The organism is Streptomyces sp. NPDC007205, assembly GCF_040634095.1.
In the GTDB taxonomy this organism is placed as follows: Bacteria; Actinomycetota; Actinomycetes; order Streptomycetales; family Streptomycetaceae; genus Streptomyces.
Genome location: NZ_JBEYEW010000005.1, coordinates 190,545 through 202,862, shown reverse-complemented (window position 1 = coordinate 202,862; position 12,318 = coordinate 190,545). Strand labels below are relative to the sequence as shown.

Genomic DNA, 12,318 nt, shown 5'->3' with positions numbered 1-12,318 from the left:
GCAGGGGCGTTCTCCTTGGTGAAGTCCTTCAGTCGATGAAGTCCGATACGAGGGGCCCGGCGACCGCCCGGAACTCCTCGAAGTACGCGTGCCGTGCCCCCTCCAGCAGTTCGAGCCGCGCCCCGGGGATGCGCCGCGCCAGCAGCGCCGCGTTCGCGGTGGGGTTGAGCAGGTCGTCGCTGCCGTGCACGACGAGGGTGGGACAGGAGATCCGGGGCAGGGCGTCCCAGGTGTCGTGACCGTCGCTGGCCACCAGGTGCCGCCTGCGTGCGAAGGCCGGCATCGCGGGGTCGCCGAGGGTGCGGTACGGGCCGGGGTGGGCGGCACGCCAGGCGGGGGTGTACATCAGGTCGAGCAGCGCCTCGCGCCGGGCGGCCGGGGCCGGGGCGGCCAGCGCCCTGCGTACGGTGTCGTCGCGCTCGACCGCGTGCGCCCCTCCGGGAGAGGTGCACCCGAGGACAAGCCTCCGCACGCGGTGCGGCTGGTCGAGGGCCAGCCACTGCGCGACGCGGCCCCCCATCGACGTGCCGTACACGTCGGCCCGCTCGACCCCGAGCTCGTCGAGGACCGCGCCCACGTCGTCGGCGAGCAGCCTGGTGCTGTACGGCACGTCCGGCTTGTCGCTGTCGCCGGTGCCGCGGTAGTCGACGGTGAGGGTGCTGCGGGTGCCGTGGAAGTCGTCGCGGACGCCGTCCCACCAGTGGTGGTTGTTGGCCTGACCGGCGAGCAGGATCAGCGGGGAACCGGTCCCCCGGAGCTGGTAAGCGATGCGTGTCCCGTCCGCGGCCTTGGCGTACGACATGCCCATGATCCCTTTCTCAGGTGTCCCCGTGGACGCTACATCGCGGCGCCCGTGGCCGCGTCCGGCCCCACCTCGTGGGCGACATAGCCGGTGACGACCTTGCGGCCGGAGCGGAGGCGGGCGCCCTCCCGGATCTCGGGCGGCAGCGGTGGGGACGGGTGCTCGCCAGCCGGCCCAGCACGGTGGTCGCGCCCATCGACGACCTGGCGTTCACCGGCATCGGCCGCACCGCGCAGGTCACCGGCATCGAGACCGACGAGCTGGCCGCCGGCGGGGTGACCCCTCGTACGGCGCCGGCGGCGTGACCCGTCGTACGGCACGCCGGCCACCTCGGTGCGGAGCGGGCGTTTTCGGGGTGGCCGGGTGATGCTGGTGAGCGGACAGCCCTGCGAGAAAGGCAGGAGGCTCGGCCACGTGATAGCCGTCAACCCGCTGAACAGCGCCTCGGTGCTGGCTGCCTTCGGCGCGCTCGGCGTCCTCGTGGTGATCTTCGCGGAGTCCGGTCTGCTGGTCGTCGGCTTCTTCCTGCCCGGTGACACCCTGCTGTTTCCGGCCGGGGTGCTGTGCGCCGGCACCGCGCAGCAGGCGCCTCGGCTGGCGCTGTGGCAGGTGCTGCTGTGTGCGGCCGTCGGGGCGGTGGCCGGCGGGCAGGTCGGGTATCTGATCGGGCGGCACGGCGGACGGGCCCTGCTGGCCCGTACCTCCAGCCGGCGGGTACAGGCGGCGGCGGTGCGGGCCGAGCGGCTGCTGGCCCGGTACGGATTCGGGAAGGCGCTGGTCATCGGCCGGTTCGTGCCGTTGCTGCGGACGGTGCTGCATCCCGTGGCCGGGGTGCTCGACGTGCCCGTGCGGCCCTTCACGATCTGGCAGACCGTGGGCGGGGTGCTGTGGTCGCAGCTGCTCGTCCTCGCCGGTTACACCCTCGGTGCCTCGGTCCCGCAGGTCGACGACTATCTGCTGCCGCTGGTCGCCGTGGTCGTCGTCCTGTCCATGCTGCCCCTCCTGTTCGAGGCACGCCGAGCCCGCCGCGCGCGCCGCTGAGAGTGCCCACCCAAGGGAGAGGTCCGGCACCGTATCGGCGCTCGCTGAGCGTTCTCGAGCGTGTCCAGTTCGCCGATCGCCGCGCGGACGTGGGCCGGGTCGCCCCGGCGGGAACCGCCCGCGCACGACCAGGACGCACGTCCGTCGACCTCGCGCGGGTGCATGCCGAGGTCATGGACGGTGCACAAGGGCCACGCCTGCCACAGGCACGGCGTCACGGTCCCCTGGGCGGCGTCGGCGACGGCCATCAGGGCCTCGGCGGCGGACTCCGCCGGGATCAGGGACCGCCATGCGCTTCGCCGGTGGAGAGAGCCACATGAACGTGCTCGTCCAGGTACTCGGACGCGGGATAGGCGATCATGCGCAGCGGACCCTGTGGCACATGAGCACATCATCGCAAACGCACAGCGCGCACTGCTCCGGCCGTCCACGAGGGCATGCGCGCGAGCGACGGGACCGACGACGCGTGCTGGACGGGCAGATGACGAACCGTGAGACTGGACGGGGCCCGACGCCCCGCGCCCCAGCTCTTCAGGACGGTGACCCATGGATGAGGCAGTCCCCCGCGTCGAAGTCCCCCGCGTCGAACTCACCCCCCGGGCCGCGGATCTGGTGCGGCGGCTGCACGCGCAGCACGGCCCGCTGATGTTCCACCAGTCCGGCGGCTGCTGCGACGGCAGCGCGCCCATGTGCTACCCGGACGGCGAGTTCCGTACCGGCGACTCGGACGTGCTGCTCGCGGAACTGGCGGTGGACGGGGTGACCGAGCCCGTCACCTTCTGGATCTCCCGGAGTCAGTACCGGGCGTGGAGCCATACCCGGCTGATCGTGGACGTCGTCCCGGGACGGGGCAGCGGTTTCTCCCTGGAGGCACCCGAGGGGGTGCGTTTTCTCACCCGTTCTCGCGTAGTCGACGCCTAGTCGGCCCGGTGGTCGCCGCGCTCTGCTCCACTGCCCCGTAGGACCCGTACGGAACGCGTACGGCAAAACCCGTACGGCAAGGGCAGTTGACGAGACATCAGGGGGCACGGTGATCAGACGTCGCAGGTGTTCGGCAGCGGGCAGAGTGGTTCTCACGGTGGTCACGGCGTTCGGTGTGCTGGCCGGTGCGGCCCTGGCGGGGGCGGCACCGGCCGGTGCCGTTCCGGCCGGCGAGCGGATCGCTCCAGGGGTCACCTACCGGCAGTTCGACGTCCGCGCGGCCGCGGGCACGGCACACGCCCATCTGCTCACGGTCGACCTGGCAGATCCGCACGTCCGCGTGGACCTGCTGCAGCCGGGCGCGGTGGCGGCCCGGGCCACCGTCTCCGCGATGGCGGACTCGGCCGGGGCGGTCGCGGGGGTCAACGGTGACTTCTTCCACATCACCGAGACCCAGCACCCCGGCGTGGCGGCCACCGGCGCGAGCGTCGGACCGGCGATCGCGGACGGGCGGGTGCTGAAGGCGGCGGTGCCGGACGGACAGCGGTTCGGGCCCACGCTGCCGCCGGGGACGGGCACACGGGACGTCTTCGGCGTCGGCACCGACCGGCGGGCCAGGCTGGACCGCCTCTCCCTCGTCGGCCGCGTCGCCACGCCGGAGGGCACGTTCCCGCTGAGGGGACTCAACCAGTACGCGCTCGCGGAGAACTCCGTCGGTGCCTTCACCTCGCGCTGGGGCAGCGCCTCCCGGATGCGCGCCGTGTGCGGCAGCGACAGCGAGCGGTCGGCGCCGTGCAGCACCGACACCTACGAGGTCAGCGTCCGGGGCGGCCGGGTGGTCGCCGCCTCCGAGGCACCGGGCAGCGGGACGGTCCCGGCGGACACCACGGTCCTCGTGGGCCGCGAGGCGGGCGCGCAGCGGCTGCGCAAGCTGTCCCTCGGTGACACGGTGACCGTGACGCACACCCTGGTGGCGGCCTCGTCCGGGGTGCCGTACGCGTTCGCGATCGGCGGGTTCCCCGTCCTGCGGCACGGCGAGGCGCTGTCCGGCCTGGACGACGTCACCTCGACGGTGCGCACGGTCGTGGGCTTCCGGGGCGGCGGACACCAGCTGTTGATCCTGGCGCTGGACGGGGCCGCCGCCTACCGGACCGGTATGACGGTCGCGGAAGAGGCGGACACCATGCGTTTGCTGGGCGCGTCGGACGCGTTCAACCTCGACGGCGGCGGTTCGACGGAGCTGGTGAGCCGCGACGACGGAGCGCGCGCCGTGACGGTCCGCAACCATCCGAGCACGGGCGCCGAACGCCCCGTCGCCAATGGGATCGGCATCTTCTCGACCCACTGATGCAGGGCCTGATCAATGCCTGATCCAGTGCCTGGTCAGGGGAATTCAGGGCCGCAGGCTGCTCACCAGCTCGGCGGTCGTGGTGAGACCGCTGCTGATGGTGGGCGCCATGCTCGTACCGGCCAGGAAGAACCCGAGCAGCATGCAGACCAGGGCGTGGGAGACCTTCAGGGCGCCGTTGCGCATGAAGATCACGGCAATGATCAGAAGCAGCAGCACCACAGAGATGGAAATGGCCATCGGGAACCTCCTCCGCCACGCCCCTTGAGCGGCGTTCGGCCGCAAGTGTGGCGTAGCGGAGGGTTCGTGCGGTCGGCTGACGTGTCCCCCAAACGGGTGGTGTCACTCCCGAGTCGACGGCTCCCGCTCGGCCAGGCCGATCAGGGCCCCTGAAGGTCCACCAACTCGGCCAGCGCCTCCCGGTGGGCCCCCGCTGTGCCGTAGGCGATCGAGTCGGCCTTGGCCCGCTTGAGGTACAGGTGGATCGGGTGCTCCCAGGTCATGCCGATCCCGCCGTGCAACTGCAGCGCCTCCTCCACGGCATGCACGGCCACGGGGGCGGCATACGCCTGAGCAACGGCAACCGACACCTCCACCTCTTCGCCGGAGGCCAACGCGGCGGCCGAGGCCCGCGCGGCGGCCCGCAGGTTGACGACCTCCAGCCACAGCTGGGCGAGCCGGTGCTTGAGCGCCTGGAACCCGCCGACCGGCCGGTTGAACTGCTTTCGCTCCTTCAGATAGCGGACCGTCTCGGTCAACGCCCAGTCGGCCACGCCCAGCTGCTCGGAGGCGAGCAGTCCGGCGGCGGCGCGCAGAGCCCGTCGTACGGCGGGTTCCGCGTCGCCGACACGGCGGCCCGGAGTGCCCTCCAGGCGTACCGTCGCCAGCGGCCGGGTCAGGTCCAGGGAGGTCTGCGAAGTGATCGTCACGGCGTCGGCCTGGACGGCGTACAGGCCGCCGTCGTCGGCCGGGACGAGCAGGACGTCGGCCACGGCCGCGTCGGCGACGCCGGTCAACTCGCCGTGCAGGACGGCGTTCTCCAGGCGTACGGTCTTCACCACGGCACCCGGGGGCGTGTGCAGCCCGACCGCGAGGGCGCCGATGGTCCGGCCGGAGGCCAGCTGCCCCAGCAGTACCTCGTCGCCGCAGGCCAGCAGGGCCTCGGTGGCGACGACCGCGCTGGTGAGATAGGGCACGGGGGCGACCGCGCGGCCCAACTCCTCCAGGACGACGGCGACTTCGCGGGGCGAGGCGCCCTGACCGCCCTGTTCCTCGGGCACCAGGAGCCCGGCCAGGCCCATGCCCTCGGCGAGGGACTTCCACAGAGCGAGGTCGTGCGGGGTGCCCGACTCGGCGCGGGCGATGACGTCCGCCGGTGCACAGTGGTCCGTGAGCAGGTCGCGGACGGCGGCCCGCAGCGCCTCTTCCTCCTCCGAGTACAGCAGATCGGTCATCGGGCCAGGTCCTTCCATGCGACGTCCTTGTCGGTGCGCGGCTCGGCGGGCAGGCCGAGGACCCGTTCGGCAACGATGTTCAGCAGGACCTCGCTGGTCCCGCCCTCGATGCTGTTGCCCTTGGAGCGCAGATAGCGGTAGCCGGCGTCACGGCCGGTGAAGTCGACCAGCTCGGGGCGGCGCATGGTCCAGTCGTCGTACAACAGGCCCTCTTCACCGCGCAGTTCCACCTCCAGGCCGCTGATCTCCTGGTTGAGGCGGGCGAAGGCGAGCTTCATGCCGGAGCCCTCGTAGCCGGGCTGGCCGGCGACGAGCTGCTGGCGCAGGCGTTCGGCGGTGAGCCGGGAGACCTCGGCCTCGACCCACAGCTTCAGCAGCCGCTGGTGCAGCTCGTGGGTGCGCAGTTCGGGGCGTTCGCGCCAGGTCTTGGCGACCGGGCCGATCATGCCGCCCTCACGGGGCAGGGCCATGCCGCCGATGGAGACGCGCTCGTTCATCAGCGTGGTCTGGGCGACCCGCCAGCCGTCGCCGACCGCGCCGAGCCGGCGGGCGTCGGGGATGCGGACGTCGGTGAGGAAGACCTCGTTGAACTCGGCCTCGCCGGTGATCTGGCGCAGCGGCCGGACCTCGACGCCCGGGTCGGTCATGTCGCAGACGAAGTAGGTGATGCCGGCGTGCTTGGGCACGTCCGGGTCGGTGCGCGCGATGAGGATGGCCCAGCGGGCGATGTGGGCGCTGGAGGTCCACACCTTCTGACCGTTGACGACCCAGGTGTCCCCTTCGCGTACGGCCCGGGTGCGGAGCGCGGCGAGGTCGGAGCCGGCGCCGGGCTCGCTGAACAGCTGGCACCAGACCTCCTCCCCGGTCCACAGGGGCCGCAGGAAGCGCTGCTTCTGCTCGTCCGTGCCGTACTTGAGGATCGTCGGTGCGGCCATGCCGAGGCCGATGCCGATGCGCCGGGGGTCGTTGTCGGGGGCGCCCGCGGCCTCCAGTTCGGCGTCCACGACAGCCTGCAGGGCGCGCGCGGCGCCCAGACCGCCGAGGCCCTGCGGGTAGTGGACCCAGGCGAGACCCGCGTCGAAGCGGGCGCGCAGGAAGTCCACGGGGTCGGTGTCCGCCGGGGGATGTGTGGCCAGCAACTCCCGTGTGCGGCGGCGCAGTTCTTCGGCGTCGGTCATGCTGTCTCCTCCATCACCACGGCGATCCGGCCGGTGGAGCGGCCGTCCGCCACCTTCTGCACGGCCACGGCGGCCTCGCTCAGCGGCACCCGCTCGCTCACCAGCGGCTTGATCGCGCCCCGGGCGGCCAGGTCGGTGAGCTGCTCGTGGCACTGCAGGATCAGCTTCGGGTTCTTGGTGTTGTACAGGCCCCAGTGGAGGCCCAGGATCGAGTAGTTCTTCACGAGGGCGTGGTTGAGGGCGGGGCTCGGGATGGTGCCGCTGGCGAAGCCGACGACGACGATCCGGCCCTCGAAGGCGACGAGCTTGGCGGACTGGGCGTAGGCCTCGCCGCCGACGGGGTCGTAGATCACGTCGGCGCCCCGGCCGCCGGTGGCCTCCTTCACGGCCGCGACCACGTCCTCGGTGCGGCGGTCGACGACCACGTCACAGCCCAGCTCACGGGCCACGGCGGCCTTGTCCGCACCACCCACGACACCGATCACGGTGGCGCCGGCCGCCTTGCCGAGCTGGACGGCGGCGCTGCCGACACCGCCGGCGGCGGCGTGCACGAGCAGGGTCTCCCCCGCCTCCAGGTGCGCCCGGCGGTGCAGGGCGAACCAGCCCGTCTGGTAGCCGATGTGCAGCGCGGCGGCCTCGGCGTCGTCCAGCGACTCGGGCGCGGGCAGCAGGGCACGGGCGTCGGCGAGGGCGTACTCGGCGAAACCGCCGTACGGCAGCGCGGGGTTGGCGATCACGCGGCGGCCGTCCTCGGTCTCGCCGCAGATCTCCACGCCGGGCGTGAAGGGCAGCGGCGGGCGCACCTGGTACTGGCCGCGGCACAGCAGCGCGTCCGGGAAGTTGATGTTGGCGGCGCGCACGCGCAGCAACACCTGGCCGTCACCGGGTGCGGGGGGCTCCACCTCGCCCAGGCGCATCACCTCGCTCGGCTCGCCGTTCTCGTGCACTTGCCATGCCTGCATGCGGGGCCTCCACGGGACTGCTTCGTCTGACCGGGTCCGACCGCATACTAAGCGGTCGCTTGCCGATCAGGGAACCGTTCGCCGGATCCCGGCGCGCGTCGCGTGGGTCACTTTTTGGACGCCGGCCGCGCCCGTACGTGCATCCGCTCGCCCTGCGGCCCGAACAGACTGAGGAACTCCACCGGTCCCTCGCCCGTCGACCCGAACCAGTGCGGCACGCGCGTGTCGAACTCGGCGGCCTCCCCCGCCGAGAGCACCACCTCCTGCTCGCCGAGGACCAGCCGCAACCGCCCCGACAGCACATACAGCCACTCGTACCCCTCATGGGTGCGTGGATCCGGCTCCTGATCGCGCTGCGGTTCCAGCACCTTGAAGGCCTGGAGGCCGCCGGGCCGGCGGGTGAGCGGCCAGTGGGTGCGCCCGCCCCGCACGATCGGCTTGGACCGCACCCGCGGATCCCCCACCGGCGGCGCACCGACCAGTTCGTCCAGCGGCACCTTGTGGGCCTGGGCGATCGGCAGCAGCAGTTCGAGGCTGGGCTTGCGCAGGCCGGACTCCAGCCGGGAGAGGGTGCTCACGGAGATGCCGGTGACCTCGGACAGCGCGGCCAGCGTCACCTCCCGCTCCTTGCGCATGCGCCGCAGCCGCGGGCCCACCCCGGAGAGAACGTCGTCGGTACTCATGCCGGTATTGCAGGTTCGGCAAACAGGCTTGTCAATACCGCAGCGCCGGAGCGCGGAGCAGCCGGGCTGCAACGCGCCGTCCGCGCACATGCACGGCTGTCCGTCCCGCGACGGCATGTCGCCGGCCGAGTTCCTGGCGGTCGGGCGGGAGGAGATCGCCCGGTACGGCGTGCGGCTGGTCCGCGACCGGGTCGTGCACGCCGGCAGGGACGAGGCGGGCTTCACCGTCGTGCCCGGCGAGGGCGCGGAACTCGTCGTCGCCGACGACCGGCTCACCGGGGTCCGGCTCGCTGCGGGGACGTGGGCTGACAAGCGTGGACAGCAGCGCCCGGAGGGGCGCGGGGAACTGCGCGACCAGCCACGACGGCGCCGCAGACGAACGACGACGAGCCGCGGCCCACCCCGGCGGAGCGCAACCGGGTGTGTTCCGGCGCCCCCCGTAGGACTATGGCCGCATGCTGCTGACCCGGCTCGCCCAGGTGTCCCAGGAGGTCGCCGCGACGGCGGCGCGGTCCCGCAAGACGGCCCTGCTCGCCGAGCTGTTCCGGGACGCGGAGGCGGACGACGTGCCGATCGTCATCCCCTACCTGGCCGGACGGCTGCCGCAGGGCCGGCTCGGCGTCGGCTGGAAGGTGCTCGGCCGCCCGGTGCCCCCGGCCGCCGAGCCCACCCTCACGGTCCGGGAGGTCGACGCCCTGCTCGGCGAGCTGGGCAAGGTGTCCGGTCCGGGTTCACAGGCGGAGCGGACGCGGCTCGTCGGCGAGCTGATGGGCGCCGCCACCGAGGAGGAGCAGCGTTTCCTGCTCGGTCTGCTCACCGGCGAGGTACGGCAGGGCGCGCTGGACGCCGTCGCGGTGGAGGGCCTCGCCCGGGCGACCGACGCCGACCCGGCCGCCGTACGGCGGGCGGTGATGCTCGCCGGGTCGCTGCAGACGGTCGCCCAGGCCCTGCTGGCCGAGGGGCCCGGCGCGCTGGACCGCTTCCGGCTCACGGTCGGCCGGCCCGTGCTGCCGATGCTGGCGCACAGCGCCTCCTCGGTCGCCGAGGCGGTGGAGAAGCTGGGCGCCTGCGCGGTGGAGGAGAAGCTGGACGGCATTCGGGTGCAGATCCACCGGGACGGCGACACGGTCCGTGTGCACACCCGCACCCTGGACGACATCACCGACCGGCTGCCCGAAGTGACGGCTGCGGCGCGGGAGTTGCGGAGCGATCGGTTCATCCTGGACGGCGAGGTGATCTCCTTCGACGCGTCCGGACGGCCCCGGTCCTTCCAGGAGACGGCGGGCCGGGTCGGCTCCCGCACGGACGTGGCGAAGGCGGCCGAGGAGGTCCCGGTCTCCCCCGTCTTCTTCGACGTCCTGTCGGTCGACGGCACCGATCTGCTGGACCTGCCCTTCGCCGAGCGGCACGCGGAGCTGGCCCGGCTGGTGCCGGAGCCGATGCGGGTGCGCCGGACGGTCGCCTCGGGGCCGGAGGACATCGCGGAGGCGGAACGGTTCCTCGCCGAGACGCTGGCCCGCGGTCACGAGGGTGTGGTGGTCAAGGCGCTGGACGCCCCCTACAGCGCGGGCCGGCGCGGCGCCTCCTGGCTGAAGGTCAAGCCCGTCCACACCCTCGACCTGGTGGTGCTGGCCGCCGAGTGGGGACACGGCCGCCGCACGGGCAAGCTCTCCAACCTCCACCTGGGCGCCCGCAGCCCCGACGGCGGCTTCACCATGCTCGGCAAGACCTTCAAGGGCATGACCGACGCGATGCTCGCCTGGCAGACCGAGCGGCTGCAGGAACTGGCGGTCGAGGACACCGGCTGGGTGGTCCGGGTCCGCCCCGAACTCGTCGTGGAGATCGCCTACGACGGCCTGCAGCGCTCCTCCCGCTACCCGGCCGGCGTCACCCTCCGCTTCGCCCGCGTGGTCCGTTACCGCGAGGACAAGCGCCCCGAGGAGGCCGATACGGTGGAGGCCCTGCTGACGGCCCACCCGGAGGTCGAGCCGTGACGGTGCGTGCGACGAGGCATAGCGCGGGACTGCTGTTGTTCCGGCACACCGGTGAGGGAGTCGAGGTGTTGCTGGGCCATATGGGAGGCCCGTTCTGGGCGAAGAAGGACGCGGGCGCCTGGACCGTGCCCAAGGGCGAGTACGAACCCGACGAGCCCGCCTGGGAGGCCGCCCGGCGGGAGTTCCAGGAGGAACTGGGGCTGGCGCCGCCCGACGGGGAGGCCGTAGCGCTGGGCGAGGTCGTGCAGAGGAACGGCAAGATCGTCACCGCGTGGGCCGTCGAGGCGGACCCGGACCTGACGGGCTTCAGTCCCGGCACCTTCGCCATGGAGTGGCCGCCGAGGTCCGGCCGGGTGCGGGAGTTCCCGGAGCTGGACCGGGTGGAGTGGCTCGGCCTGGACCGGGCCCGTGAGCTGATCATCTCGGCGCAGACCGCGTTTCTCGACCGGCTGGCGGAGCACTCGGGCTGAACAGGGGGCTTTCGCGTTGCGGCTCGCCCGGGCGCGCGCGAAGGTCGAAGCAAGCCCGCTCCCAGGGAGGTCAGCCATGGCCATCGCGACGGTGAACCCGGCGAACGGCGAGACGCTCAAGACGTACGAGCCGATGGGCGAAGAGGAGCTGGAACGCCGGCTCCAGCTCGCCGAGGCCACGTTCCGCACCTACCGGACGACCACGTTCGCCGACCGCGCCCGGCTGATGAACAGGGCCGCCGGCCTGCTGGAGGAGGACCAGCAGGAGATCGCCCGGGTCATGACCACCGAGATGGGCAAACCGATCAAGCAGGCACGGGCGGAGGCCGCGAAGTGCGCCAAGGCGATGCGCTGGTACGCCGAGCGCGCCGAGGGGCTGCTTGCCGACGAGGAGCCCGCCGAGCCGGACGTGCGCGATGCGGGCGCCTCCCGGGTGCGGGTGTGCTACCGCCCGCTGGGCCCGGTCCTCGCGGTGATGCCGTGGAACTTCCCGCTGTGGCAGGTGGTCCGGTTCGCCGCGCCCGCGCTGATGGCGGGCAACGTGGGTCTGCTCAAGCACGCCTCCAACGTCCCGCAGACGGCCCTGTACCTGGAGGACCTGTTCCACCGGGCGGGCTTCACGGAGGGCTGTTTCCAGACGCTGCTGGTCGGGTCCGCGGCGGTGGACGACATCCTGCGCGACGAACGCGTGAAGGCGGCGACGCTGACGGGCAGCGAGCCCGCGGGCCGCGCGGTCGCCTCCACCGCCGGCGAGATGATCAAGAAGACGGTGCTGGAGCTGGGCGGCAGCGACCCGTATGTCGTCATGCCCTCCGCCGACCTGGACCGGGCGGCCGCGGTGGCGGTGACCGCGCGCGTGCAGAACAACGGGCAGTCCTGCATCGCCGCCAAGCGGTTCATCGTGCACACCGACGTCTACGACACCTTCGCCGAGAAGTTCGTCGCCGCCATGAAGGCGCTCAAGGTCGGCGACCCGCTGGAGGAGGACACCGAGGTCGGGCCGCTCTCCAGCGAGCAGGGGCGCGGCGACCTGGAGGAACTGGTCGAGGACGCGAAGCGCAGCGGCGCCGAGGTGCTGTGCGGCGGCGAGCGCCCGGACGGGCCGGGCTGGTACTACCCGCCGACCGTGCTGGCCGGGATCACCCGGGAGATGCGCATCCACCGGGAGGAGGCGTTCGGACCGGTGGCCACGCTGTACCGGGCCGGCGACGTGGACGAGGCACTGCTCATCGCCAACGACTCGCTGTTCGGGCTGAGTTCCAATGTGTGGACGCGGGACGAGAGCGAGGTGGAGCGGTTCACCCGCGACCTGGAGGCCGGGTCCGTGTTCGTCAACGGGATGACCGCCTCCCATCCGGCGTTCCCGTTCGGCGGGGTCAAGCGGTCCGGGTTCGGGCGTGAGCTGTCCGGGCACGGAATCCGCGAGTTCTGCAACATCACCACGGTTTGGCAGGGTGCGTGAGCG

At 72.6% G+C, this 12,318-nt stretch carries 13 protein-coding genes; 7 read left to right on the top strand and 6 right to left on the bottom strand.

All coding sequences use genetic code 11. From position 1 onward, the window contains the following. Window positions 1–28: 28 nt before the first annotated feature. The gene (locus tag ABZ624_RS11950; RefSeq protein ID WP_360085744.1) at window positions 29–802 is read right to left on the bottom strand and encodes an alpha/beta fold hydrolase; all 774 of its coding nucleotides are present in this window, start codon (window positions 800–802) and stop codon (window positions 29–31) included. 74 nt (window positions 803–876) lie between these two features. Here ABZ624_RS11950 and ABZ624_RS11945 point away from each other — a divergent pair, with 74 nt between their 5' ends. The 4 genes from ABZ624_RS11945 (at window position 877) to ABZ624_RS11930 (ending at window position 4,112) form a co-directional block, all read left to right on the top strand. Beyond that, the gene (locus tag ABZ624_RS11945) at window positions 877–1,107 is read left to right on the top strand and encodes a hypothetical protein (RefSeq protein WP_360085741.1); all 231 of its coding nucleotides are present in this window, start codon (window positions 877–879) and stop codon (window positions 1,105–1,107) included. Between the two features lie 109 nt (window positions 1,108–1,216). Continuing rightward, complete coding sequence (locus ABZ624_RS11940) at window positions 1,217–1,843, top strand: DedA family protein (RefSeq protein WP_360085738.1); 627 nt, start codon at window positions 1,217–1,219, stop codon at window positions 1,841–1,843. Window positions 1,844–2,389: 546 nt separating this feature from the next. Continuing rightward, window positions 2,390–2,764, top strand: coding sequence for a DUF779 domain-containing protein (locus ABZ624_RS11935; RefSeq protein ID WP_360085735.1), 375 nt, complete (start codon window positions 2,390–2,392; stop codon window positions 2,762–2,764). Between the two features lie 145 nt (window positions 2,765–2,909). Further along, window positions 2,910–4,112 (top strand): phosphodiester glycosidase family protein, encoded by a 1,203-nt coding sequence (locus tag ABZ624_RS11930; RefSeq protein ID WP_360085732.1) that lies wholly within the window; start codon window positions 2,910–2,912, stop codon window positions 4,110–4,112. A 45-nt stretch (window positions 4,113–4,157) separates the two neighbouring features. Here the strand turns inward: ABZ624_RS11930 and ABZ624_RS11925 are convergent, their stop codons facing one another. The 5 genes from ABZ624_RS11925 to ABZ624_RS11905 form a co-directional block, all read right to left on the bottom strand. Further along, window positions 4,158–4,352 (bottom strand): hypothetical protein, encoded by a 195-nt coding sequence (locus ABZ624_RS11925; protein WP_360085729.1) that lies wholly within the window; start codon window positions 4,350–4,352, stop codon window positions 4,158–4,160. Between the two features lie 140 nt (window positions 4,353–4,492). Then, window positions 4,493–5,566 carry an acyl-CoA dehydrogenase family protein gene (locus tag ABZ624_RS11920; protein WP_360085726.1) on the bottom strand — a complete coding sequence of 358 codons (1,074 nt, stop codon included), beginning with the start codon at window positions 5,564–5,566 and terminating at the stop codon, window positions 4,493–4,495. After that, window positions 5,563–6,744, bottom strand: a complete 1,182-nt coding sequence (locus ABZ624_RS11915) for an acyl-CoA dehydrogenase family protein (RefSeq protein WP_360085723.1) — start codon at window positions 6,742–6,744, stop codon at window positions 5,563–5,565. The genes ABZ624_RS11920 and ABZ624_RS11915 overlap by 4 nt, the downstream gene beginning before the upstream one ends. Continuing rightward, entirely contained in the window at window positions 6,741–7,706 is a 966-nt protein-coding gene (locus ABZ624_RS11910; protein WP_360085720.1) for an NADPH:quinone oxidoreductase family protein, read from the bottom strand. Before ABZ624_RS11910 ends, ABZ624_RS11915 begins: the two co-directional genes overlap by 4 nt. 107 nt (window positions 7,707–7,813) lie before the next feature. Then, the gene (locus ABZ624_RS11905) at window positions 7,814–8,389 is read right to left on the bottom strand and encodes an XRE family transcriptional regulator (protein ID WP_360085717.1); all 576 of its coding nucleotides are present in this window, start codon (window positions 8,387–8,389) and stop codon (window positions 7,814–7,816) included. 455 nt (window positions 8,390–8,844) lie between these two features. Here ABZ624_RS11905 and ABZ624_RS11900 point away from each other — a divergent pair, with 455 nt between their 5' ends. From ABZ624_RS11900 to ABZ624_RS11890, 3 genes are all read left to right on the top strand, one after another. Then, window positions 8,845–10,383 (top strand): ATP-dependent DNA ligase, encoded by a 1,539-nt coding sequence (locus ABZ624_RS11900; RefSeq protein ID WP_360085714.1) that lies wholly within the window; start codon window positions 8,845–8,847, stop codon window positions 10,381–10,383. Beyond that, on the top strand, window positions 10,380–10,853 hold the full coding sequence (locus tag ABZ624_RS11895; RefSeq protein ID WP_360085711.1) for an NUDIX domain-containing protein: 474 nt from the start codon (window positions 10,380–10,382) through the stop codon (window positions 10,851–10,853). The genes ABZ624_RS11900 and ABZ624_RS11895 overlap by 4 nt, the downstream gene beginning before the upstream one ends. A 76-nt stretch (window positions 10,854–10,929) precedes the next feature. Next, the gene (locus ABZ624_RS11890; protein ID WP_360085708.1) at window positions 10,930–12,315 is read left to right on the top strand and encodes an NADP-dependent succinic semialdehyde dehydrogenase; all 1,386 of its coding nucleotides are present in this window, start codon (window positions 10,930–10,932) and stop codon (window positions 12,313–12,315) included. The last annotated feature ends 3 nt before the right edge of the window (window positions 12,316–12,318 follow it).

Bases quoted from the DNA above. Each gene is read 5' to 3' on its own strand.
- ABZ624_RS11950 (WP_360085744.1), bottom strand. From the start codon at position 802: ATGTCGTACGCCAAGGCCGCGGACGGGACACGCATCGCTTACCAGCTC.
- ABZ624_RS11935 (WP_360085735.1), top strand. From the start codon at position 2,390: ATGGATGAGGCAGTCCCCCGCGTCGAAGTCCCCCGCGTCGAACTCACC.
- ABZ624_RS11925 (WP_360085729.1), bottom strand. From the start codon at position 4,352: ATGGCCATTTCCATCTCTGTGGTGCTGCTGCTTCTGATCATTGCCGTG.
- ABZ624_RS11920 (WP_360085726.1), bottom strand. From the start codon at position 5,566: ATGACCGATCTGCTGTACTCGGAGGAGGAAGAGGCGCTGCGGGCCGCC.
- ABZ624_RS11915 (WP_360085723.1), bottom strand. From the start codon at position 6,744: ATGACCGACGCCGAAGAACTGCGCCGCCGCACACGGGAGTTGCTGGCC.
- ABZ624_RS11910 (WP_360085720.1), bottom strand. From the start codon at position 7,706: ATGCAGGCATGGCAAGTGCACGAGAACGGCGAGCCGAGCGAGGTGATG.
- ABZ624_RS11905 (WP_360085717.1), bottom strand. From the start codon at position 8,389: ATGAGTACCGACGACGTTCTCTCCGGGGTGGGCCCGCGGCTGCGGCGC.
- ABZ624_RS11900 (WP_360085714.1), top strand. From the start codon at position 8,845: ATGCTGCTGACCCGGCTCGCCCAGGTGTCCCAGGAGGTCGCCGCGACG.
- ABZ624_RS11890 (WP_360085708.1), top strand. From the start codon at position 10,930: ATGGCCATCGCGACGGTGAACCCGGCGAACGGCGAGACGCTCAAGACG.